Origin of the sequence: Candidatus Comchoanobacter bicostacola, from assembly GCF_024172705.1 — a bacterium.
Taxonomy (GTDB): Bacteria; Pseudomonadota; Gammaproteobacteria; order Comchoanobacterales; family Comchoanobacteraceae; genus Comchoanobacter; species Comchoanobacter bicostacola.
Map to the genome: position 1 here is coordinate 393,117 of NZ_CP092900.1, position 23,071 is coordinate 416,187.

The following is a 23,071-nucleotide window of genomic DNA, read 5'->3' on the forward strand; positions in this document are numbered from 1 at the left end:
ATAATGTTAAATATATGGATGGTAGTCGTGGGCATATGTGTGCTTGCATCAGTTATTTTAGGCGCTGTTTTTATAGGTAGAAGGCACTACGATAAGGGAACGCCTGATGATGAGTCTGCTAATGATAAGAAGAAGATTAAAATTTACAGTGAGTATGTACCTTTGTTGACTAATATGAGGACTCATGCGGAGAAGAGAAATGGCAAGCTAGTACGTGTTGAGGGGTTGTTAAGAGCTTACTGGGCAGAGATAGATACTACTGAAAAATGCCAGAAAATGACCTATGAGTCATATCTTAAGCGTTCTCTTAATTTGTTTAAGATGTGCTATATTAATTTTACGATTAGCAATATTGCGTTTCCTAGGGATTTGAAATTGTCTCTAGGTCGTCTGAGTCAGGTATTGTATAAGAATCTTTCAAAGAGTGATGTAACTAATCATCTCTACCAGTGTGCTATGAACATTCGTTGGAATATCGGTGTCACTAAAGCCCAGGTCTTATCAGGAAATCAAGATCAAAAACATTGGAAGCAAGTGTGTGTTCTAACAGGCCAAACATTTGCACAACGCGCAGTTGAATTAGGTCTTGAGAGTCAAGTAGTAATACCAGAGAGGATGCGATCTGAAGGTGATGAAAAGGGGTTTGGTATTAAGATTGCTCACTAAGAGATAGGCAGATATCATTGAAGTTTAGCCAACCTTTCTTGGTCGTTTGAATGTAATCATCTCCGTATTCAACGAGTTTGAGTTCAAAGGCTTGATTAAGCGCGCTTTTTAAATAATGCTCATTGAGCCCGGTCTTTTCTTTGAAGTCAGTGAACGAAAGCTTATCTCGGGTTCTAAAGTAGCCGATTGCCAGCTCAAGTAGTCTTTCTGACTCAGGTACAAATTGATCTAATTGGATTTTGGTGTCTGTCATGTATGCTTTAGGGTGTTTATGTTTGATAAGACGCTGGATATTAAAAGGGTGAGTATGTGTTATTTTACTATGTGCACCACATCCAATACCCAAGTAATCTCCAAAGTGCCAATAGTTTGTATTATGGGTTGATCGTTTATTTTTTGTCCAAGCAGAGATTTCATATTGCTGATAGCTATGGGTATGCAATAGTTCAGTGCCAAGCTCTTCTATGGTAGTTATTAAATGCTCTTTGGGTAGTATCGGTTGTTTAGCCGCAAATAATGTATTAGGCTCGATATTAAGCTGGTACCATGATAAATGTTCAAGCTCATATGATAAAAAGGTCTCTAGGTCGTAGAGTGCTTGATCAAGCGTTTGGTGGGGTAGTGCATACATAATATCAAGATTAATACGTTCAAACCCACAGGATTTAGCCTCACGGATTGCCCAATGTGTCATAATGCCTGAGTGTACGCGACCGAGGTTGCTTAGCATATCATCACAAAAGCTTTGCCCTCCAATAGAAATACGATTAATGCCAATTGCGTAGTAGCCAGAAAATTGCTTGAGGTCAATGACGCCAGGATTAACTTCAATGGTGACCTCCATGTCAGGATCATGAGGGAATGCTCTAATTGCACTGAGTAATGGTGAAAGCTCTTGTGCTGTAAATAAACTAGGCGTTCCTCCGCCAATAAAGATGGATTGAATATACCGATTATGTAGCAATTCTGAGTGACTGTTTAAATCTTCAATTAAGTGATTAATATAGTTTTCTTTAGGTATTTCACCTTTAACTGGGTGCGCGTTAAAATCACAGTAGGGACACTTTTTAACACACCATGGGAGATGAATATAAAGGCTTAGAGGTTTGTTATTGTTGTATGTCATTTTGAGTGATGCTAAACATTGCAATGTCTGTAGGTTTGCCATTAAACATTCGGTACTTTCTTAATACGCCTTCTTTTTGAAAACCAACACGGGTAAGTACACGCATTGACGGGTGATTGTGTGTTAAAGTGAGTGCTTGGATACGTGTAGCCTTTAATGTTTTTAGTCCAAATTCTGTAATATACTTTAGGGATAAAGTCATTAGACCTTGTCCTTGAAAGCGTGGGTGTAATTCAAATGCAATTTCATATCGATTATTAATTGAACTCCAGCTGTCAAAGCCAGCAGTGCCAATGAGTGAGCCATGTGGGTCGCATATTGCCCAATATGCACCTTCATTTCTTGAGTAGAGTTGCTTTCTTTTTTGGATGTGTCGAATGCTGTCAAACACATTTTTAGGTAATATTTCAATAGGGACGTAAGGTGAGATCTCTGGGTGATTTAAAAGCTCAAATAATGCCTCAGAGTCTGTTATGTTAAATGCTCTGAGATGGAATCCTTGTTTGTTAAGTATGTGTTTACCTACTGTCATTTTAAGCCTTATTAGGAGGGGTTAAAGATTCGAGCGGCCAACGCGCACGGACTAAAAATGGTTCATGAGAGTTTCGGCGAAGGTAGCCAAGATATGCAATCATTGCAGCATTGTCGGTACAATGCTCTTTTTCTGGGTATAAGACTTGTGCAACATTAGATTGTGACAGTCGGTTTCGGATATAGCTATTAGCACTTACTCCGCCAGATACAATAAGCTTGTTTACAGGGTGCTCATCAAGTGCAAGGGCTAGTTTTCTATACAGCTGTTCAGCGATACACTGTTGTAATCCGTTAGCTATCTCGGCTTTTAATGCTTCTGAGGGGGCGTTTTCATAGGCCTGTCTAGCTGCTGTTTTAACACCACTAAAACTCATCATGCAGTCTTTACGTCTCAGAAGAGCTCTTGGGAGTGGGTATGCTGTTTCAGTTGTTTGAGCAAGTTGTTCTATTTCTGGGCCCCCAGGGTAACTAAGGCCCAGAATCTTAGCTGTTTTATCAAAAGCCTCGCCGGCGGCATCATCTAGGGTTTCACCCAATAGCTGATGTTGGCCTAGTTGATGCGTTAAAATAATCTGAGTGTGTCCACCAGAGATAAGTAATGTAATAAAGGGTTCGTTCGGGAACGCTTCTCCAATAAATGGTGCCGCTAGATGGGCCTCTAAATGATTAATAGGTATCAATGGAATATTTAAACCTTTAGCAAATCCTGATGCAAAGTTGGTGCCAACGAGTAAAGCGCCTATAAGCCCAGGCCCGCTTGTGCAGGCTATGTGGGTTAGTTGATCAGGTGTTATTCTTGCTTCTTTTAAGGCTTTGTTTAGCACAAGGGGTAGTAGTGTTAAGTGCTCACGGGCAGCGAGTTCAGGGACAACCCCTCCGTATTCATTGTGTTGTTCTTGACTATGGATAATATTTGCTAGCAGCTTGCCTTTGGAGTAAATAGCAACTGCTGTTTCATCACATGATGTTTCAATGCCTAAAACAATGGGTTCCATATCTCGGACACCTGTATTTTTTGAAAATTATCTTTGTGGCGAGTAAGAATAAATAATGCACAAAGACTAACCATAATTTCTGAATACCAAAGCCCAGTGATTATTAGAAATGAGCAGGTAGCGATACTTGACAGTCCTGGGGTTTGTGTTGATAAATAGCTAATGACCCAAATACTAAAACCAAAAAGAGCGTAGTTTGGATAGCAGGCTGCTAGTATACCTAAGCCAGTTGCAACACCTTTGCCCCCTTTGAATTTGCAAAAGGGTGAGTAGCAGTGCCCGAGTAGTGGCATAAATATAGTGATTGGATTTTTAGCTATGAAGAGTAGTGGGATAAAGCTCTTTAAAAAATCAAAAATAAACGTTAGTACACCAGCGAGAGCGTTTTGCCTTGCAACATTCGTTGCTCCAATATTTTGAGAGCCATATGTGTTGGGGGGTTTTAGATTAGAAGCATAACAAATGATTGGGCCAAAGGGTATTGAGCCTAAGAGATATAAAAGAAGTGATTCTAAGAATAAGCCCATGCTATTTGTATATTTAACTCGATTAATCATAGCACTTTGCTTGTGGGGAGTAAATGATGACTTTGACAAAATGTGGTGTTTGTAGTAATATGTATCGATAAAATAATTATTTTAGATATGAAAAGTTATTGGTTAGTCTTGTTTTTATTGGCCGCAGTTGTGCTGCCACAAATGTCTGAAAGCGTTTTCTCACCCTATGTTTTGTTAATTGCTAACGAATATAGTGTTTCAGTGGGGTATGCAGAACAGGTGTTTTCTTATTACCTAATAGGGTATGCGTTAGGCGTTTTATTTTGGGGTATTTTAATCGATATGTATCCTGCTTTAAATATATTTAGATCGGGTTTAATATTTTACATCGGTGCATGCTTATTGTGCTGGAAGGCGCCTTCTATTGGATTTTTACTGTTTGCTCGAATGCTGCAAGGATTTGGGGGAAGTGTATGTACAATTGTTGTCATTGTTGTTAACCGATTATTATTTCAAGGCAAAGAACGTGCGCGGATGCAAGCTAATATTTCAATGGCTTTATCCGCAGGCCCGGCTTTAGGACCTATTATGAGTAGTATGGTTGAGTATGCCTCTAGTTGGCAGATGATTTATATTCCATTGATTATCTATGCATGTGCTTTGGTTATACTAAGTTACCAGCCAGAGCCTGTTCATGAGCCTTCCCCCGTCTCAATGGATATCATTATTGAAAGTTTAGTCGATATACGTATTTGGTGTTATGCAGCAATGATTGGTTTGTCGTGTGGTATTGGGTTTAGCTTTTTTTCTGAGGCTCCATTTTTGTTTATAGAAGGCTTAGGTATGTCAAAAGATTTATTCACATACTGCTTTATTGGTGTTGCTGCTTCTTGGTTTATAGGGGGCCGGCTATCTAGGTATTTATTAGCTTATTTCCCGATAAAACGAGTGATTACAATAGGTGTTGTGGGTGCAGTTTGTACTACGCTTTGTTTTGCGTACCTAATGATGTTTTTTGCTGCTGAGGGTTATATGCTGTATATTGCTTTATTACTGGCATATCTTGTGATGGTTGCGGTTGGTTTGATTATTGGTAATACTTATACACTAGCTTTAGAACCTTATACAACAAACATAGGCACTAAAGCCTCTATACTGAGCTTTTTAAACTATGTGTTTATTGCTACATCTGCTCACGGGATGTCTGTTGCCCATAATGGTCAGGTAGATGCAATGCCTACGTTTTGGTTTAAGCTATTATTTATAGTGCTTTTCTTGCATGCTATTTTACATCTGGGTAAGAGAGGCCTTATTGAGCATATTGTTGAAGAAATTGAGCAGATTACTGAAGAAAGCAAGACCTGATAAGTGCTGTTTAATTGAAAAACTTGCGAAATGTTAAATGCTAATGTACAATCAACTTGCTCGCGCCCGTAGCTCAGCTGGATAGAGTACCTGGCTACGAACCAGGTGGTCGGAGGTTCGAATCCTTCCGGGCGCGCTTAATCTTTAATATCATTGAGTAACTTGATTACCTCTGAATCTTCAGTTTGTGGGAATGATTGGTAATATGCCCCAACAGAAGTTAGGTTTTCATCAATGATCAAGGCTTCTATCCTACAGATATCTTTGAGCTTAAGGTATGCGTGTTGAGAGGCTACAGGTACAGCAATCACCAAATTATCAGTATATTTGGACAAATAATTTGCGGCAGCTAGCATCGTGTATCCAGTTGCAATGCCATCATCTACCAGAAGGATTGATTGATTATTGAAGTTTTGATGTTGCGTCTGAAATTGTTTTTTTCGTCTATCTATCTCCAGTAGTTGATGCTGGATTTCAGATTTAATATAGCTTTGCGTAATTGATAAGCGCTCAATCGTCTCATGATTTAAATAATAGGTATCTTTATCCATGATTGCTCCAAAAGCATACTCAGGGTTTTGAGGCGTTCTCAATTTTCTTGGGAAAATAAGGTCTATTGGCTTTTTTTGCTGCAAGGCAATCGGGTGTGCTATTTCAACACCACCTCGGGGAATTGCAACGATGATATCAAGGGGGAGTGAGAGTTCTGGGCAAATTGTCCGCTGTATCTGTTTTCCTGCTTCCTTTCGGTTCACGAACATGATCTACTCCTTTATCTGGTTGCTGTTCAGGCAGCGCATTTTGAATAACGGAGCCACTGGTATACATAGTGGTGAATGATTGCCCAAGACGACCAATATTACAATTGAGGTAGCCTAGTATCGGTAATATCTTAGGGGTCAATACTGATATGAATGTTAAGTTATTTAGGAGTAATACAATAAGGTTTGTAATACTTGCGGCATTATAAACCTTTGTAGAATGTGCTTGCTCACCTTTATAGAAGTAGAGAGCAAAGATAGTGAAAATAGAAACGATTTGAAAGATAAGCAGCACATGGCCAGTAAATAGTTGTTGCATCATAGTATGCGCAGCACTAATGATCATTACAAAGGGATTGAAGATAACATCAGCTGCATTAGGACCAATAAGGCTACAACACCATATATAACCAAATATAAATAGCCCAAGTGAGGGCGCTGCTAAAAGTAGATTTATTTTTAAATATATGAGTATGATGTAGCCCATAGAAAACGTACATATCGTTTTGGAGAAGCTCATAACATTTGCAAAGGTCAACTTCAGTTTGCTCCATAGGTGGCGGATTGAGGTCATCATTCTGAGTTTAGTGGACTGATTAAGATTGTTTTGGACCTTCCCAGGTAACGAACTTGTTAGATAGAGTGCATAGAGCAACATGAACTGTGTGGAGGCAATTGTTGGTATAAATAATGCTTGAAGTCCAATGTTCATGACTTTGAAAAAACCTTGGGCTAGAAAAAAACCGATAGCAGATGACGCAATTAAGTGCTCAAAGCCTTTACTGATCTTTTCTGTAATGTAGCTATAGTCCATTAAAACTTCCTATTTCATATACTTTAAACACTATATGAAAATGCGCAGGACGATGCAATTACAGAGTATAAACTTATTTAGGTTTTTTCAGATCTTCTCTAACCTTAGCAGTACGTTGGTTGAGTCTGACGGTTTTCAATGCGGTATCGATTTGGGTATTGGGTGGTGTCGTATTTCTCATTTTGTGGCTAGGGATTAGACGCGATAGATGTGGTGCAATCATTAATGAACTTGTTATTATTCGGTATAAAGTATGAAGACGCGATAATATGGGTCTTAATAAGTGCAGTAACTCAGAACCTAGTTGTGATGCTTTAAATACTGGAATACCAAGAAAAATACCTGTTACACATAAAGCTGAAAATAATAATTGAGCAATGAACTGTAAGCGTGAATTGAGTTTGAAAATAGGGTGGATGGGCTGATCATAGGTTTGATACTGATTGGTTTTTCTCATTAGTGATAGCATTGTAATTGATTCAACAAGGATAGATATCAGTAAAAAAAGCTGAGGAATAGGGCCAAAAAAGCTCAGGGTTGTTAACAGCATGAATGATATAAAAAGAGGTAGGGCATGGTTTTGTAATGTGCTATCCCATTGCTTTTTTAATAGACCTTGAGTATTGGGTTGATGAATGATTCTCCCAACCTCTAGCTTAGAGATTACAAACAGGTTTGAAACTGCTAGAAAAGAAAATATAGGCGTGAGAACGGCCATAGGCGCTATACCTAGAGAGAGTAATGTCAGCATGGTAATTATGCCGATAGTAACCATGCTGTTCCAAATATATTGACCATAGAACCCTATTTTCGCGTTGTTTATTGCAAGGTGTACTAAACTAGGTATGATCATTCGTAATAGGGCGGCGACTAGAGAGACACCTGCTGCTGCTAATAATACATAAAAAGCAATGATGGGTAGGAATAAGTATGCCATACCAACGCATGCTAGGAGTAGTGCTACAAAGATAATATCTTTTGTGCTAATCTTCTTTTTTTCTTTTTTATTGGTATCCATGATATTTTTCAGTGTTTTTCTAAAAATAATTTATGTAATTGTATCATACTCTTCTTCTAAAGGCAATTCGCACCCCTCTATCGTCTTGAATCTTTGGGATATTTTCTTTGATGAGGTTTGGATTAAGCCCACATCATTATGCGCTTGGTCAATGTGTCTAGCAAGTTGGTGCATGCGTTTGTCAAATCGGCTAAAGTCTTCAGAAAGTGCAACAAGGTGTTTTTTGATAATGCCAACTTGAGATTTAGTAGCATGGTCTTTAATAACGCCTAGCGCGGTGTTTAATACGGCCATTAGTGTGGTGGGAGAGCATAACCATACATGCTGTTTTTGAGCATACTGTACTATTTCTGGTAGATGGGCGTGGATATGTGCAAAGACGGCCTCTGCGGGGATAAACATAATAGCGCCTGCAGCAGTATCACCAGCAATAATATATTTATTACTAATGTCATCAATATGCTTTTTGATATCGTTTTTAAACAATGTGCTAATCGATTTTTGATCCTGTGCATTTGAACTGGCGCATAACTTTTGAAAGTTTTCGAGAGGGAACTTTGCATCAATTGCCATATTTCCTGATGGTTTTGGAAGTTGAAGTAAGCAATCAACACGTTTCCCATTCGAGAGTGTTGCCTGCATTTTATAGTGTTGAGGAGGGATTATATTGCCAACCAATTGCTCCAGCTGAACTTCTCCATAAGCACCCCGGGATGATTTATCAGTTAATATTTTTTGTAGGTCCACGACTTGTTCTGATAATGCGGTTATGTTTTCTTGTGCTTTGTCAATAAGTGTTAACCTTTTGATTACATCTTGTATAACATCTGTATTTTTATCAAAGTTCTTTTGTAGCTTTGTATCTACACGGTTACTAATTTCATTAAGACGGTTATGTACGGACTCGGTTAAGTTTTTAATGTTGGTAGCAGAAGTGTCATGTTGATGTTTGAGCGTTTGAAGTAAGTTTTGTAGCACTTCTGTTTTGAGCTGAGTATTTTGTAATGAAACAGTTTTTGAAAGATGATCAATTTGAGTATGCGTATCTTTTGGGATTTGTGCTTCAATATTTTTTATTTGTGCAAGGTTTTGGTTTTGTGACTGTTTAATCCACAGTAATCCGAGTAAATTACACAGCAATAACGTGATTGCGAGTATTTCTAAAAACATATTTTATCTGCGCATGAACTGGCTTGCAGTTTAGCTTATCTACTACAGATAGTCATGCCTTTTTGTAATCCTTTACGTGAAAGCAGCTCTGTGCACCATCGATTGATATGGTTAAATTGATCCAATCCCAATGATTCTCTTGCATGATAAAATCCATCTAAACAAGTAATCCAAGGCAAAATAGCAAAGTCTGCGATTGAAAGCTGATCACTGGCTACATAGGAGTGTTTGCTGAGTTGGGTATCAAGTACGGTAAGTAATCGAATAGCTTCAGTTTTATATCGTAGCTGTCCATATGAGAGATCATGCTTTTTATCCGCATAAACAGTAAAATGGCCAAATTGTCCAAACATGGGTCCTGCACCTCCCATTTGCCAGAAGAGCCATTGAAGCTCTTTTGAGCGAGTAGCAGGATCAGGGGATATGAATTTTTTGTATTTTTCTGCCAGGTAAACAAGTATTGCACCTGACTCCATAATGCAAAGCTTTTTTCCTTTATCACCCGTGGGGTCAATAAGTGCTGGAATCTTAGAGTTGGGATTGATTGCAATGAACTCAGGAGTGAACTGGCCACCTTTGCTAATATCAATTAAGTGTGCTTCGTAGCTTAGTTGTAGTTCTTCAAGTAATATCGATACTTTTTGCCCATTAGGCGTGGCAAGTGAGTAAAGTTGATAGAGTGTTTGCATATTAAAATCCATTTAGCGCTATTTATATTGAGGTATTTCATATTTCAGGTCAATGCTGTCAGAGCAGAGTGCTTTAATATAAGGGATCATTATCTCTGAGATGAGCTTGTGACCTTGCTGTGTAGGATGTATGCCATCATTTTGAATATATTGCTGTTGCTCAGGGTAGGGTAGATAAATAACTGGAGTATTGTATGTTTCACTAAGGGTTTTGAAAATGGATCGATAAGCTGATTTATATTTAGGTCCATAATTGTTGGGTAGATCGGTTTCAACTAAATAGGTTTGTGCTTGGGTACTTTGTGCATGCTCAATCAGTTTAGAGAGCCTATTCTTGATGCCATCAATACTTAACCCTCTAAGCGCATCATTCCCTCCTAGTTCAATGATGATTTGGCGTGCTTGATGTTTTTTTATAAAGCCCTCAAGTGCTGTAATTCCGTCTTGTGTAGTAGCGCCTTGAGCGCTTAGGTTTAGATGTGTAATTGAACATGGAATTGCATCAAGTGTGATAGGCAGCCAGCTAAATTCATAGGGTACACCATAGCCGGAGCTAATACTGTCCCCCACAATAACAAGATCATAGTTTTTAGCATAGCTTGTAGAAGCAATCAGAGTTATAATAAGTAAAGTTAGGAAAGGTAATCGAGCAATGGAAGGTGTATTATTAGAGCGCATTTCTAAATCATATCATAAAGATGGTCAAGTTATTGATATCATGGATCAGGTAACGCTGCAAGTACCTGTGGGGACCCATTTGGCTATTCAAGGGCCCTCAGGCTCTGGGAAAACAACGCTATTAAATTTAATTTCAGGTTTAGATAGTGCGGATAGTGGTAACATATGGGTCTGTGGTCAGAATTTATCACTCATGCCTGAATATGAGCGTACCGCATTCCGCAATAAGCATGTGGGCCTTGTTTTTCAGGATTACTGTTTGCTACCAGGGCTAACAGCTTTGGAAAATGTCAAATTAGTTTGTTCTGGAGATAATCAAGTAGAGTTGGAACGTGCGAAGATATTGTTGGTCGAGATGGGGTTAGGATCACGACTTAATTTTGTAACCAGTCAGTTATCAGGTGGTGAGCAGCAAAGGGTTGCTATTGCAAGAGCGCTGGTTAAGCAACCATCTATTATCTTGGCTGATGAACCAACGGCACAGCTGGATCGTCGCTCAGCAGAATTAATTATGGATGTTATTATCCAAATGCAGCGACAAGAGCAGGTAACGATGGTAACAGTAACGCATGATGAAAACGTGGCTAATAAGTGTGATCACATTAACTATATGGATCGGTTATGATTCAACTCGTTCATTTAATACAAGCACGCAATACAACTGCATTTTGTACTTTTTTGCTTTTAATTTTATCAGTATTTCCGGCTGTGCTTTTAGATGTACAAAAGCAGTATGCGAATGCATGGTTGGCAGCAGATACAGTAGTTGTAAGCACAAACAAATGGACTCATGAGGCTGCTCGTTCAGCAAAAAGTATGAGTTTTAAAACAGCTACAATGCTTGCTTATCAAGACCAGTTTATTTTAACGCACCTTCAATTATTAGATCATCAATATCCAGTTAAAGGTGCATTAAAGTTAACTTATGGTGAAACGCTTAAAGCAGGCCAGGTATATATTGACCGTTCATTAGCAGAAAGAATGAGTATTGAAATAGGAGACCAAGTTGAGATTGGTTATCTTACTTGCGAAGTTGTAGATTTTGTTGTGTCTCAGGATGAGCAAGTCTTTTCAGTAGAGGCCTTCAGTGAGGGGGTTTATGGATCTATTGATGATTTAGAGCGTTTTGGCATATTCAACAATGCTTCTCGGGGTTCATGGTATTATTATTATGATGCATCAGAGGGTATAAGCATCGAGGAAACGGCTCAAAAAGATGGCCAGGTGCGAGTGATTGATTCAAATGAACGCTTGGGTCGCTTGGGACGTATTTACCAACAAGCTCAGGATACAGTAGGTAGTTTGCAGATTGCTATTTCATTAATTATTGGTGCAGCCTTGTATTTGTCCTACTCATTGGTTCATCAACGCAATGCATATTTATCGGGTGTCCTGACAGCATTGGGTTTTTCGTTTAAAAAGCGAACGATTCTAATGATCCAGCCTATTATATTTAGTCTGTTGCAAGGAGTGTTTTTTGGATTAGTGCTCGGGTTGCTGGTTTTAAATATCTTATTGAAGATGAGTGATGTATCATTTTCGTGGGGGAACCAATTTGAGCTAGCTAGCACAACTTCATTGATTATTTTATTGTATGCAGTTGCGTTATTGTGTACACAACATGTCTCAATGCAAAGAAGTCCAGTATTAAGCTTATTGAAAAAGAAATGCTTTAAGGATAATTATTGGGTGTCTGGTGTTTTAATTCTCACGGTTACGGCCTATTTTATACCTGGTTGGGAGCAAGGTACGGTATGGTTAGGACTATTGAGTGTCACCACGGTATTTTTAATCATCTATTTATCTGTGCATGTACTTTACAAGCTGGGGGTTTGGCTTTTATCAAAGGGGCGTCAGCGGGGATTGATTGTTTTGAATGCACTACGTCAATTTGAGCAAGACTATAAAGTGTTATTGATAGGGTTGATATTGCTGCAGTCTGTGCTACTTTTTTTATGGCATGTGAATACACAAACACTTAATCAGTGGCGGTCTCAATTACCATCAGATTCACCAAATTACTTTTTAATTGGAATGGATCAATCAGATGCAGTTGATATGCAAAAGTATGAATGGTTTGCTGATACCGTTGTCTATCCAGTTGTAAAGGGACGGATGGTAGCGGTTAATTCTGAATCAGTAGCTGAATATGCAGACGGATTATATGCGGGTCATGAGGTTTTTAATCGTCAAATTAATTTAACAACATTTACACAGCTTCCGAGTCATAATCAATTGATAGAGGGTGATTTAGACAATGGAATTTCAGCTGAGCAGGGCATCATGGATCGACTTGGGTTAAAGATAGGGGATGTCTTGACCTTTGATATTATGGGAGCTAGCATTTCCTATCCAATCACTAGTGTTCGTCAAGTTAAGTGGCAAAGCTTACAAGCAAGCTTTTATTTTGTCTTTCCAAGTTTTGTTCTTGAGCCTTACCCCAAAACCTACATGAGCAGTTTATACATTGATAAATCCAGACAATCAGGTTTAATTGATGTATTAAAAGCGAGACCCCATATTTCATTAATTGATTTGGCAGCGTATTTGGTAGCAGCGCAAAACTTATTACACATCTTCACATCATTGTTGTTGGGTGTTGTTATCTTTATGGGTCAGGGGTGTTTTGTGATTGCAGTAATTTTATTAATACGCCAGGTAGAAAGCAGAAAAATAGATGAGCAAAGCTTGAAGCGTTTAGGTGTTAATTCTAAGTATAGTATGCTGATAGAGTTTTCTAGTCTGCTAGGTATTAGCTTGTTGTTAACTATAGGTATTAATCAGTTTCTCTTGCTACGATATTTTAATATTATATTTTTCCAATGGACACTAGACTTATGGGGTGTTGCTTTATTGGTGGGCTTTGATGTGCTAGTCATCGCTATGGTCGCATGGTATAGTAATAAGTATCTTAAGGATTAGATTATATGACCCGAGTCATTGACTTATTAATGATTATTGTTTTCACGTGGCTATGTACGGGGTTATTGGTTCAAGAAAGTGGTGTATGGACTTATATGAGGCTACATCATTCTAATAGGGTAGAGCAAACGCATATAGATCAATTGAAAAAAGAGTTATTTTATTTTAATCGCTTATCTGAGGTTTTAAAGCAAGATGATGCTTATGTTATGATGTTGGCACGTCAACATTGGCATTATCAGGGTAAGCAAGAACGTAAGTTATATTTTGAGGATGAATGAGATGTTATGGAATACGGTATATGGTTATGGCACAGTGAGTCGCTTATTTCACTGGGTAATTGGTCTTATGATTATAGCGCAATTGGCGGTTGGTTTTTGGATGGTCGGTTTACCCAATGAGGTGAAGGGAGCTATTTATGCAAACCACAAAATAGGTGGGCTGTTGGTTTTGTTTTTAGTGTTATTTCGGTTGGTATGGCGCTGGGTGAATGTTCTACCTAATCTTCCCGAGAAAACACCTAAGTGGCAAATTTTTGCAGCTAGAAGTTTACATCGTTTCTTTTATGTTTTGATGCTGTTTATTCCAATATCTGGCTGGGTCATGTCAACTGCATCGGGTTTTTTCCCAAAAATTGGAGGCGTTGTATTGATGTTCCCATGGGTGTCTGCGCCAGAGTTGTGTATTTTAGGGACTTGTTATACAAACTCAATGATAGCTGTTTCTTCTAATACCATACATTGTGTGTTAGGTCTTGTGCTTGTCGGTGCACTATGTATTCACACTAGCATTGCAGTTTGGCATGCTTATCTAGCCGATGGGGTTTTCTCACGTATTGTCATAGACAAAACTCAATCGTAATTAATTCAAGTTTAGATTGCCGTTTTCATGAGACATAGCTCGATTTAGTGGGGCAAGGGCCGATCTAGGGGGCTTGCGTGTAAATATGCTGGGACAGGGGCAAGACTGTGTTCGGGTAGGCCTTATTTGTGAGGAGCCATCTTCTGCGTCAGTAGATTTAACCTCTTTGACTTCTGGTACTATGAGTAGAGTGCATACTGCTTGTACTACTCCACTAGACTCAGCTATGAGCTTTTGTAGTGTTTTCCCTGAGCGGTTAGTTAGTGTATTGTCTAATGTAAGCTCAAGTGAGGCAATATGTTTAATCATTTCTATGTTTTTATGAATGACAGCAAGCATTAATAGTGTGTTCCCACATGAGTACTGAGTCTTATAAAGAGCTTCATCAGGGGCAACTTCTTGATAGACTTTGTCATATTTTATAAATTCGCTAATAACTTCGCTTGCAGCATGCTTTATTGCTAACTGCAGTATAGATTGCCCTTGGCTATTAATCGTAGTGAGTAAATGAGTAGCATGAGGCCTAAAACCTCCACTATCTTCAGATATCTGCTCTGCCCAACTCATCAGTTTAACCAATGTTAGAGGCTTTTGGTATTCCATGGCTAAATACCAGTATTCAGGGGTTTCTACAAAATGTGTAATTGGATCTGTCAAAGACTCTGTAAAATCTTTCATTGCAGTAAGTGCTTCTTTTAAATAATCAAGCGCAGTGCGTACAGCAGTAGGAGCAGATCTTGAATAATCATCATCAAAACTCGTTTCCGCAATTTTATGTATTGAGTCTATCTTGTCAAGTATTTGCACACAGTGGTCGTCGCTTAAGCTATGAACCATTCTAGCGAACATGTATTGTTTATGCTTAGGGTGCTTATAAAGTATAAGCGCAGTTTTCTTGATGATCATAAGCTTCATGTGATTAGCTATTAATTGGTTTCTCAGTACAATGTTACACAATATAATCAACCGTTCTATCAACGTTTTCTGTTTCTGATCTTCCAGCTTCACAATATCTTTAATATTAATGCATAATAAAGATTGAAGGCAGCTATATGTAAGGCCTGATATGTCAAGTCCCTCAGTAGTAAAGTAATGTTTATTTAGTGATAAAATGCAATCTCTAAAGGGGTTGGTAAGCAGCTGGTAACGTGTCATTTCTTCTGGTAATTTCTTTGTGCCTTCAGATTTGATACAGTGATCTAGAATTCTTGACTTACTGTCATCTTCAGACATGAAGAGTGTCATAATGGACCATTCTTGCTCTGAACTAAGACCCATTTGAAATATGTCGGTTGCACCGGCTTTATTGATGAAATTATACAATGATGCAAAACCAGAAAAGGTTGCCTTCTTTAGATATGTATCTAATTGCTTAGAAAAGTTTCTTGCAGCAATGACTGGTACACTTGAAGCACCTAACTCAATAGCACGTAATCCGATTGCTCTAGTAGGGTAGACTTTCTTGCTGCGTACAGCAAGATCAAAGGGTGTATGCCCATCCACTTGACGTTGATTAAATAGTTGAGGAGCTAGTTCTGGGCATAAGTGCTCACATATGACACTAACTAACCAAAAGTTTTGTTGGTAAACAGCAATATGTAGTATATTTTCACCTTTATCGTTAGTTTCTTGAAGAGTTAATTGGATGGGAGTAAGTGTTACTCTTTTAGACTTCTTTGCTTTAGACTTCTTGTCTTTGCTTTCACTACCATCTTTGATGAGTGCTTCTATTACTTCATTTTTTTGCTGTTTTGTAAGTAATGTGCAAACTGTTTCTTTTGAGTGTGGTAAGTAAGCCAAGGTGTCGCTATTAGTCATTTGCATGAGCTTGATAATTATGTAAGCCTCTAAGTCATGAATAGACAATAGCTTTTCGAAAAATAGCTCGAAGTTACCTGGGGATAGCTGTGAAAACCATTCAGTGAACTTTGGTGTATCTAGAACATCTTCAAGTTGCTCACCTGAGAGTGAATAAATAATTTTATCAAGATCATTAGGATTTGTTTGAGTAATGAGTTGCGGCTCAACACTAACTAATTGAGCGATATCAGCATACTGTTTGGCATGTGTATATATTTGAATCATATGCTCAGGGTGTTCGTCACAAAAGGTTGATATCTGTTGTGGGGATAATTCAAATGCATGTTGTAAAAATAGTGTTGGATTAAAACTTTTTTCACAACATATATCAAATTCTGCGTCATACTTAATTAGCGCTTCACAACCTAATTTTGTCAAAACTGATAGCTTGGCTTTATTAATCACTTCATTGAGTACAGTAACCAGCATTGGTGCAGAGTATTTATACTTAGGTAAAAGTGCTTGGATAGAACTTATATGACCGTGTGTAATTAGGTTAGCCAAAGCGCTTCTTTTTATGGGTTTAACCCGTGTGTCTGGCTTAAGTTCCCCCTGATCTATGAGCTGAGTTATCTCTAAGTCAGTCAATGTTTCGATGTCAATTAGCTCCTTAATACTAGGAGCTGGAGCTCTAAGCAAAGAAGTTTCTGCTGTTGGCTTTTCAGCTTCAGGAGATAATAACTCTTCTTCGATAAGTACTCGCTTGGATTCTAGATTTAATAAAGATCTATTCTTTTTTAAAAATGCTTTGTGCAATTTTAAAGCTTCAGGAGTTAGATTATTACTAATAAGCTTAAATTGAGCATGTTGTACGGGTGTGATATGGGCTATCACCCGGGAGATAAGTTCTAAGTTAGTATTAATTTCTCTAGAAAAACCCTCAAGCAACACGGCCTTGTTACTAGCCAGGGCTCGTTGAATCATGATTGCTTTATGCTCGATATTTGCACACGCCCAAAGAGATTGTGTTACATCAGGAGTGACAAAGGGGTCTAGATCACTTGCTTGTGATAAATAGGCTAGGAATAATGAGGGTCTTTCAATAAGTTGAGGAATTAGATCTTCCTTTGGTAGACTCATACATAGCGCTGCATAAAATGTAGGATTGTATTCATCTGATAATAATGACTCTTTGATAGCAAGAACATGATCAATATTTATTTTTAATCTAATCTCGTCAGCTCCTATTCTATATCTCAAGGGCTCTATAAACTCTAAAGACGCACGATTTCTATTTAGTACCTGTGAAAGTTTACATAGTACTTCTCTGTATTTTTTAGTTTGACCGGGTTTAAGATTTCTAAGGCTTTCGGCAATAGTTGCATAATTTGTTGGCGATTGTGTTCTTTGTTTGGGAGAAGACTCTCGTTTTACTTTAGGAGAAGGGGTACGTGAGCCTCCTTCTGCAGCACCACCACCACCCCTGGCTACTTCAGAAACTTCTTTTAACGCCGCATAATCACATGTTTTTTCGTGAAGAGCTGTTACAAATGAACGCTCATCTGATGATAGCTTGCTTCGATCTTTGCCAGGTTTTTCTACATAGTCAATCAAGCTTGTGGCAAGCGCTACAGCAGGACGAAAGTGTTTTGCATGTTCATTTATATCATGATGCCTTCTTGCGCCTTTAACAACATAGGAACGAACCGGTATACAAATGTTTTTATATTTAACAATACAAATACGATTTTCTCCTTTCACTGGATATTGTGTAGAGTTAATCTTGAAAATAGAGCATGTCCTGATATCCTTGTGTAAGTCATACAGGTTTGACATTGAAGATAAGTCAAGAGGCTGCTCATCTACTTGATCAAATGTGCATGGTGTTTCATGAAAGCTGGCAAAAATTTTAATACTTGTGCCTGAGAGTGTAGTTTTTTGATTTAATGTAGACATATTTGTTATTGTTTTTCCATAAGTTTTGCATGTTTATTATTGTTTGTCAATACTTTATGGGTAGGAGTCTATTTTGGGCGGTGTTTTAGGAGATTAATTTAGGTTTTTGATACTAAATTATAATGAATGTTCTGAAGTTGGTTTGCTGATGATCTATGCCATTAAGCAATTAATAAGATTGGATCCTGTGGAGTATGTAAAAGTAGCCCCAGTGTTTAAGAGATGCGTTATGCTTTTCAGGTTATCGATTTGGGTGCTGTTTCTAGAGAAATACTGTTATGGACTCATGGGACTATGTCACCTAGAGTGCCCTATTTAGATAGGAGTGATCTGCTCTAGGCTATCAATAGTAGTCCTTATGAAACTAAAAAAATATTAATTCAAGTCTAGAGACTCTTTCCGGCTGCTTTCCTGTCTGGGTGCGCTTGTTGCTTCACCACTTCTTGTGGCATAGCGTCTTCTCCAAATAAAGATAAGCTTTGTGTTCGGACAGGTTTAAGCATGAAAATATGTGGCTGATATTTTTTAAATAACGCTTGAATAGTTGGATTTGCTTGTTCTACTAGATCAGAAAGTCTTTTGCTTTGCTTGTTAACTTTTAAATTGTTTAATGCGGATGGTTTAACTAGGTACTCTACTAATTCAGAGCAGTTATATTGTACCGCTTGCATAAGAAGGGTGTTCCCATCCATGCTTTGATTATCATTAATAGGGCCAATCATTTCTTGATCACTTAGTGGTTCAAGTGATATGAACCAGTGAATGATCTGGGGGTCATCTTGTTGCTGAATTGCGCGACTGATTATGCCCAATTTATCAGTACATTCTCGCAACATTATTCGACATGCAATATCTTCACGTTCATTGCATACAAAGCAGTTTAAAATCACAACCATAAGATCAGTCTTATTTTTAGCAAAAGCAGATAAACAAAATGACATAATTTGTTCAAGCGGGATTGCTTTTAAGATGATTCTACTGTCAATCGCTACGATAGATTCGATTACTTTAAGAGAAATATCTTCACTCAATTCTTCAAGTAGTAAAAGTAGGTAACCACTTGGGATATATTTGCAAAGATACCTAGTGTTATTTATAAAGTACTCTGCTAGTTCTTTGATAGTGGTATCGTGCGCAAAAGGGCATGTCCTTGGGTTGTTAAGAATGAGTTTGTTTAAATAGAGGTACCTTGTTGTCATTTTGGTTAAATAGGCACTAACTCTATCAGCGGGTGTAGCTTTATCTATACCGATTTTTTTATGCTGAATGTCGTATATGTATTGTCTTGCAAATGTATATAGTGCAGGAAAATTAATGATTGAATCATCAAAGTATGTGGCGGGTAGATTTACTAATTCTGCTTCTAGGTACTCAAATGGATTGGCTATGAGCACATACTGTGTTTGTTTTATTAAGTTAAGAGACTGTCCCAAACTTATACCTCTTAATATAATTGCACGTTTCCTACTATCTAGATTTAAACCATGAGCTAGCATGTCGTCAATCAATTCTGGTTGAACAGTGTCCACTATGTTTCTAATTTTTTCATTTTTAGGTCCAATGGCCTTTTCTAGTAGAGCAATTAATATAATATGCCGTGTCAATTCTGGGTTTTCTTTATACAATGAGAGTGCTAACTCGATTGCTTCTGTGCTGAAATCCTCAGAGCTGAATGTAATGTGTGCATGAATAGCATCTAAATTGGCATCAGTAATAGCTTTCGTAATTGATTTTGCTGGTATTTTGCTGCTTTTTCTTGCTAGGAATAATAGTTTATACTCATTTTGGGCCATAAGAAAAGTCATGTGGCTATGATCTAGATCTAATTCAATTGCAATACAGTAAGGGGTCTTTTGATCAATGTTTTTTTGCCTACAAAGTGTAGCAAATAATTTTGGGTTATTGCTGAGGTCAAGTGCTAGGCCATAATCACCAGTTAGTACTGCAATATGTAAAAGGTTTTCACCTCTGGAATTAGTAATTTCCCAAACATGAGGTATTTGAAGTTTTGTATTTTTTTCAATGCGGCTTAATACTTTGCATACAATAGGCCCGTAAAAATTTTTTGCGATCAAGGTTAACCCATTTTCTTCTGAATAAGGCATTTCTATCTCTAGCACTTTATTGGCATAAATAGCTACTTTCTCAATAGCCGCTGCAATCTCATCGGATTTAGCTGAGGGTAGTCTTTTATACAACTCAGATAATATATTTATAAGGTTCTCAAATAATTTTATATCAACTGCTGTGAACCAGGCTTGATAGCTTGCTGTCGACAATTTATGACGTGGAATAGTGCGTAAAAATGATGGTCCGAGTACATAGTCTGTTAATAGTAGGATTTCGTTATAGTAGGCATAACCCAATAGTTCTATAAACTCATCTGGTGTGATTTGCCTTATTTGTTCAGGGTGCGATTTGATCGTTGTTAGAGCTCCTGTTTCATTACTACTTAACATGTGAATAGATAATGCGTAAGCTGGAAATTTTCTAATAAAAACGGCTGCCTGTTCGGTAGATATGATTGAGTTGAGATTAATGACTAGTTCAGGGTGAAAACCTTCAAGTTCACAGATAGAAAAGTGTGCATCTTGGGCAATAATTAAGTCAAGAGCATTTAGAGCTTCATCACTGGGTCGCTGCTTTGAGGATTTTAATTTAAGGAGTTCTTTGAGTAACGCTTGAGGTGTGCAGAGCTGGGGCAGTGTTTGCGTAATGACCTCAATGGCTTGATAGAAATTAGCATTAAAACATGCGGATAGTAATGATTGATTGCTAGTGAGCTTGGTGTCCTTGGTGATATGCCCGTTATTAACCATGCGTGCTACCGTTTGATCACCAAGGATATCAATTCTAAGCAAAGAGCTTTTTTTCTGATCAGCTGGTAACAGAAATATCTTTTTATCACGATACTGTTGATGGTCGGCATGAGGGATCAGGGATCTATTTTTTTGGAGGTAGAGTGTATGTAGTGCTAGAGCCCCTTCAGTAGTTATCTCACTCATAGAGTATAAGATTTTATATTGATCATAACGAGTAATTGTAGATAGGACATTAGCTATTAAGTCTACACAGGTGCTTAGATCATCCGCAACTAGTTTAAGGCAATCTAGCTGCTTTTTTTCTAGAGCGTTAACGGCAAGTGATGTTTTCTGATCATTGTTTGAAACGCCCCAGAGTAATGCAAAAACATCGGGTATAAAGAGTGGAAATTCCTGTACCTGAGTATATTCTATGAACAGCTGGGGTAGTAATTTAATTTCCGCTACCAGCAGGTCTTTAGGCAAGCTCATGCATAGTGCAGCATAAAAGACATGATGTTTTGGGTCAGATATTAGTATATCTCTAGCAGCTGCCAACTGCTGTGATCTTACTTTTAATTTAATTTCATTCGACCCTATCCTGTATTGGTATTGAGATATGTACGCTATAGTCGCACCATTTCTCTCAATTAAGGTGCTTAGTTTGTGTAGTTCTTCAGTTTGATCGGTTAATGATGCGAGGGTTTGAGCAATTGATGTGTAGCTGGGAGGTGATGGTGTTCTTTTTTGTTTGGGTGAAGGTGTGTTACTATTGGATAAAGTGACAGGTTCGGTAGCAGCAGAAGCAGCACCACCGCCGCATGCATTGAGTTCACCTTCTAGCTCACTCTCACTGACCATCTTCTTAAGTGATGTTATGAACAAATGGTCATCTGAAATTAGCTTGCTCTGTTCTGCAGTTGGCTTTTCAAGCTCTTTAATTAAACTGATAGCATGAGTCACTGCTGGTTTAAAATGTCTGGTGTGTGCCTCTATCTTATGCTCTCTGCTAGAAGCAACATAAGAACAAACTGGTATATAGATTTCTCTATATTTAATGACACAAATACGGTTTTGTTGTCCAGGAAGCGGGTAGTGTGAGGAATTAATTTTGAAAACAGATATGTTTCTGAGACCTTGATATAGCTCACGCATTTGTATGACAGGTGTGAAGTTCGAACTGTGATTATTTATTTGATCGAATGTACACCCAGGAATGTGGTACTGAGAAAAAGTACTAAGATTGTTACCGAATAATGTTGTGTTTGGTGTCATTGAGTGCATATTAATATTATTTTTTTTACTAATTATTGAGCTGAGGTTATAATATTGTAATTTGAAAGTCAAAAATATTATGGTTAATTTTTTTAAAGGTAGTAGGGGATAGTTTATTTATTTTAATTAGATTAATATTAGCTAGGAATGTACAGTGACCCTTCCTAGCTTTGGTTTGTAATTGGGTTTAATAGTGTATTATAAATTCACTTATAGGATATGAAAAAATAATTTACAATACGGTAGGGTTTAAATATGAAAAGAAAATATAGTCATTACTCAAACAGGAAAAATAAAGCAGCTTAGATTAGGAAGCCAGTGGCCAGTATTTACAGTCACTTGATGCTGCGCATGCTTTGTTTACTTTATGGCTTGGAATAGAAAGTGATATTATAAATGGTGTACAGTTTGAATCTTGCGCGCCGACCTTAGGGTTAAAGCAATGAAGGATTGTTTTTTAAATTTCTTAGAGAGCGACTTCTGGTTCTGCTTGCTATTGGCCCGTAGTTTGTATGGAGTTGTGTTGGCCTAAACTCAAATCTTGGGGCTGATCTTAATACATTTCACCTCTGATGATGATTTTTATTTAGCGGAGTCTATTCACTCAGTGGGCTTTCTTAGATAATGAAGTGATATTTCAGGGGTTAGTTTGTCTTTATGATGATTAAAATGCTTTAAAAGATCTTGAGCATTATATGTGATATAGTCAACACTTGGGTGCTCTAGATTGCCAAAGGCTGGTGTTTTAATGTTGGGTAGGTCTATAGTTATTGCAGGATGAGCTTTGTTTTGAGTCACTGCTTGTTGATAGACTTGTCCTTTTCTAGCTTCTAGAACAATACGATAATCATCATTTTCTGGGACTTTGTCTTGAATGATCTCGAATGCAGAGAGGCTGTAAACAGAGCAGTTGGTAGCTGCATGTACACCTTGAGTAAAAGCGGCTGCAGATCGAATGCCTGAATAGCGCCCTGGACCAGAACAGATAATAATGGCCTCAATTTTTGTATAATCAAGATCTGAGAGCATGTCTGAAAGGGTTGTTTGTACATCCTCCCATTCGTGGGTAATTAACTCTCTACTATTACCTTGGCTTATGGCAATGCTGTATGTCATTTGACTGGTATCAATAGCTATAATCAT

The 23,071-nt window shown here is 37.9% G+C and carries 19 protein-coding genes and 1 tRNA gene; 7 read left to right on the top strand and 13 right to left on the bottom strand.

Annotated elements, in window-relative coordinates; all coding sequences use genetic code 11:
- Positions 1 to 3 precede the first annotated feature (3 nt).
- A complete protein-coding gene (locus MMH89_RS01890) occupies positions 4 to 666 on the top strand; it encodes a hypothetical protein (RefSeq protein WP_258568687.1) in 663 nt (220 codons plus the stop codon).
- Here MMH89_RS01890 and hemW read toward each other — a convergent pair.
- Genes hemW through MMH89_RS01910 form a run of 4 tightly spaced genes read right to left on the bottom strand, consistent with a single transcriptional unit; the run spans position 650 to position 3,878 of the window.
- Complete coding sequence (gene hemW, locus MMH89_RS01895; protein ID WP_258568688.1) at positions 650 to 1,792, bottom strand: radical SAM family heme chaperone HemW; 1,143 nt, start codon at positions 1,790 to 1,792, stop codon at positions 650 to 652. The genes MMH89_RS01890 and hemW overlap by 17 nt on opposite strands.
- Positions 1,776 to 2,324 (bottom strand): GNAT family N-acetyltransferase, encoded by a 549-nt coding sequence (locus MMH89_RS01900; RefSeq protein WP_258568689.1) that lies wholly within the window; start codon positions 2,322 to 2,324, stop codon positions 1,776 to 1,778. The genes hemW and MMH89_RS01900 overlap by 17 nt, the downstream gene beginning before the upstream one ends.
- A gap of 1 nt (position 2,325) precedes the next feature.
- Complete coding sequence (gene tsaD, locus MMH89_RS01905; protein WP_258568690.1) at positions 2,326 to 3,321, bottom strand: tRNA (adenosine(37)-N6)-threonylcarbamoyltransferase complex transferase subunit TsaD; 996 nt, start codon at positions 3,319 to 3,321, stop codon at positions 2,326 to 2,328.
- Positions 3,303 to 3,878, bottom strand: coding sequence for a glycerol-3-phosphate acyltransferase (locus MMH89_RS01910; RefSeq protein WP_258568691.1), 576 nt, complete (start codon positions 3,876 to 3,878; stop codon positions 3,303 to 3,305). Before MMH89_RS01910 ends, tsaD begins: the two co-directional genes overlap by 19 nt.
- An 87-nt stretch (positions 3,879 to 3,965) precedes the next feature.
- Here MMH89_RS01910 and MMH89_RS01915 point away from each other — a divergent pair, with 87 nt between their 5' ends.
- Positions 3,966 to 5,183 (top strand): MFS transporter, encoded by a 1,218-nt coding sequence (locus MMH89_RS01915; RefSeq protein ID WP_258568692.1) that lies wholly within the window; start codon positions 3,966 to 3,968, stop codon positions 5,181 to 5,183.
- Between the two features lie 62 nt (positions 5,184 to 5,245).
- Positions 5,246 to 5,319 (top strand) — tRNA-Arg (locus MMH89_RS01920).
- 1 nt (position 5,320) lies between these two features.
- Here the strand turns inward: MMH89_RS01920 and MMH89_RS01925 are convergent.
- The 6 genes from MMH89_RS01925 to MMH89_RS01950 form a co-directional block, all read right to left on the bottom strand.
- On the bottom strand, positions 5,321 to 5,944 hold the full coding sequence (locus MMH89_RS01925; RefSeq protein WP_258568693.1) for a phosphoribosyltransferase: 624 nt from the start codon (positions 5,942 to 5,944) through the stop codon (positions 5,321 to 5,323).
- On the bottom strand, positions 5,871 to 6,758 hold the full coding sequence (locus MMH89_RS01930) for a hypothetical protein (RefSeq protein ID WP_258568694.1): 888 nt from the start codon (positions 6,756 to 6,758) through the stop codon (positions 5,871 to 5,873). The genes MMH89_RS01925 and MMH89_RS01930 overlap by 74 nt, the downstream gene beginning before the upstream one ends.
- Before the next feature lie 73 nt (positions 6,759 to 6,831).
- Complete coding sequence (locus MMH89_RS01935) at positions 6,832 to 7,776, bottom strand: hypothetical protein (RefSeq protein WP_258568695.1); 945 nt, start codon at positions 7,774 to 7,776, stop codon at positions 6,832 to 6,834.
- Positions 7,777 to 7,806: 30 nt separating this feature from the next.
- Positions 7,807 to 8,946, bottom strand: coding sequence for a DNA recombination protein RmuC (locus tag MMH89_RS01940; RefSeq protein WP_258568696.1), 1,140 nt, complete (start codon positions 8,944 to 8,946; stop codon positions 7,807 to 7,809).
- A 35-nt stretch (positions 8,947 to 8,981) separates the two neighbouring features.
- Positions 8,982 to 9,635, bottom strand: a complete 654-nt coding sequence (locus MMH89_RS01945) for a glutathione S-transferase N-terminal domain-containing protein (protein WP_258568697.1) — start codon at positions 9,633 to 9,635, stop codon at positions 8,982 to 8,984.
- A gap of 18 nt (positions 9,636 to 9,653) precedes the next feature.
- Entirely contained in the window at positions 9,654 to 10,313 is a 660-nt protein-coding gene (locus MMH89_RS01950) for a GDSL-type esterase/lipase family protein (protein ID WP_258568698.1), read from the bottom strand.
- On the opposite strand from MMH89_RS01950, the gene MMH89_RS01955 reads away from it, so the two are divergent.
- Genes MMH89_RS01955 through MMH89_RS01970 form a run of 4 tightly spaced genes read left to right on the top strand, consistent with a single transcriptional unit; the run spans position 10,288 to position 14,096 of the window.
- Complete coding sequence (locus MMH89_RS01955; RefSeq protein WP_258568699.1) at positions 10,288 to 10,938, top strand: ABC transporter ATP-binding protein; 651 nt, start codon at positions 10,288 to 10,290, stop codon at positions 10,936 to 10,938. The two genes, MMH89_RS01950 and MMH89_RS01955, sit on opposite strands and share 26 nt — an antisense overlap.
- Positions 10,935 to 13,235, top strand: a complete 2,301-nt coding sequence (locus MMH89_RS01960) for an ABC transporter permease (protein ID WP_258568700.1) — start codon at positions 10,935 to 10,937, stop codon at positions 13,233 to 13,235. Before MMH89_RS01955 ends, MMH89_RS01960 begins: the two co-directional genes overlap by 4 nt.
- A 5-nt stretch (positions 13,236 to 13,240) precedes the next feature.
- Complete coding sequence (locus MMH89_RS01965; RefSeq protein WP_258568701.1) at positions 13,241 to 13,516, top strand: hypothetical protein; 276 nt, start codon at positions 13,241 to 13,243, stop codon at positions 13,514 to 13,516.
- A gap of 1 nt (position 13,517) precedes the next feature.
- Positions 13,518 to 14,096, top strand: a complete 579-nt coding sequence (locus tag MMH89_RS01970) for a cytochrome b (protein WP_258568702.1) — start codon at positions 13,518 to 13,520, stop codon at positions 14,094 to 14,096.
- Here the strand turns inward: MMH89_RS01970 and MMH89_RS01975 are convergent, their stop codons facing one another.
- The 3 genes from MMH89_RS01975 to MMH89_RS01985 form a co-directional block, all read right to left on the bottom strand.
- Positions 14,097 to 17,852, bottom strand: a complete 3,756-nt coding sequence (locus MMH89_RS01975) for a hypothetical protein (RefSeq protein WP_258568703.1) — start codon at positions 17,850 to 17,852, stop codon at positions 14,097 to 14,099.
- Between the two features lie 386 nt (positions 17,853 to 18,238).
- Positions 18,239 to 21,937 carry a hypothetical protein gene (locus MMH89_RS01980; protein ID WP_258568704.1) on the bottom strand — a complete coding sequence of 1,233 codons (3,699 nt, stop codon included), beginning with the start codon at positions 21,935 to 21,937 and terminating at the stop codon, positions 18,239 to 18,241.
- Positions 21,938 to 22,528: 591 nt separating this feature from the next.
- Positions 22,529 to 23,071 (bottom strand): hypothetical protein, encoded by a 543-nt coding sequence (locus tag MMH89_RS01985; RefSeq protein WP_258568705.1) that lies wholly within the window; start codon positions 23,069 to 23,071, stop codon positions 22,529 to 22,531.

What these genes read in the sequence shown, in the direction of transcription:
- MMH89_RS01945 (WP_258568697.1), bottom strand. Translation starts at nt 9,635, where the DNA reads ATGCAAACACTCTATCAACTTTACTCACTTGCCACGCCTAATGGGCAA.
- MMH89_RS01930 (WP_258568694.1), bottom strand. Translation starts at nt 6,758, where the DNA reads ATGGACTATAGCTACATTACAGAAAAGATCAGTAAAGGCTTTGAGCAC.
- hemW (WP_258568688.1), bottom strand. Translation starts at nt 1,792, where the DNA reads ATGACATACAACAATAACAAACCTCTAAGCCTTTATATTCATCTCCCA.
- MMH89_RS01910 (WP_258568691.1), bottom strand. Translation starts at nt 3,878, where the DNA reads ATGATTAATCGAGTTAAATATACAAATAGCATGGGCTTATTCTTAGAA.
- MMH89_RS01970 (WP_258568702.1), top strand. Translation starts at nt 13,518, where the DNA reads ATGTTATGGAATACGGTATATGGTTATGGCACAGTGAGTCGCTTATTT.
- MMH89_RS01925 (WP_258568693.1), bottom strand. Translation starts at nt 5,944, where the DNA reads ATGTTCGTGAACCGAAAGGAAGCAGGAAAACAGATACAGCGGACAATT.
- MMH89_RS01960 (WP_258568700.1), top strand. Translation starts at nt 10,935, where the DNA reads ATGATTCAACTCGTTCATTTAATACAAGCACGCAATACAACTGCATTT.
- MMH89_RS01980 (WP_258568704.1), bottom strand. Translation starts at nt 21,937, where the DNA reads ATGCACTCAATGACACCAAACACAACATTATTCGGTAACAATCTTAGT.
- MMH89_RS01890 (WP_258568687.1), top strand. Translation starts at nt 4, where the DNA reads ATGTTAAATATATGGATGGTAGTCGTGGGCATATGTGTGCTTGCATCA.
- MMH89_RS01935 (WP_258568695.1), bottom strand. Translation starts at nt 7,776, where the DNA reads ATGGATACCAATAAAAAAGAAAAAAAGAAGATTAGCACAAAAGATATT.
- MMH89_RS01940 (WP_258568696.1), bottom strand. Translation starts at nt 8,946, where the DNA reads ATGTTTTTAGAAATACTCGCAATCACGTTATTGCTGTGTAATTTACTC.
- MMH89_RS01965 (WP_258568701.1), top strand. Translation starts at nt 13,241, where the DNA reads ATGACCCGAGTCATTGACTTATTAATGATTATTGTTTTCACGTGGCTA.
- MMH89_RS01900 (WP_258568689.1), bottom strand. Translation starts at nt 2,324, where the DNA reads ATGACAGTAGGTAAACACATACTTAACAAACAAGGATTCCATCTCAGA.
- MMH89_RS01955 (WP_258568699.1), top strand. Translation starts at nt 10,288, where the DNA reads ATGGAAGGTGTATTATTAGAGCGCATTTCTAAATCATATCATAAAGAT.
- MMH89_RS01915 (WP_258568692.1), top strand. Translation starts at nt 3,966, where the DNA reads ATGAAAAGTTATTGGTTAGTCTTGTTTTTATTGGCCGCAGTTGTGCTG.
- tsaD (WP_258568690.1), bottom strand. Translation starts at nt 3,321, where the DNA reads ATGGAACCCATTGTTTTAGGCATTGAAACATCATGTGATGAAACAGCA.
- MMH89_RS01975 (WP_258568703.1), bottom strand. Translation starts at nt 17,852, where the DNA reads ATGTCTACATTAAATCAAAAAACTACACTCTCAGGCACAAGTATTAAA.
- MMH89_RS01985 (WP_258568705.1), bottom strand. Translation starts at nt 23,071, where the DNA reads ATGATTATAGCTATTGATACCAGTCAAATGACATACAGCATTGCCATA.
- MMH89_RS01950 (WP_258568698.1), bottom strand. Translation starts at nt 10,313, where the DNA reads ATGCGCTCTAATAATACACCTTCCATTGCTCGATTACCTTTCCTAACT.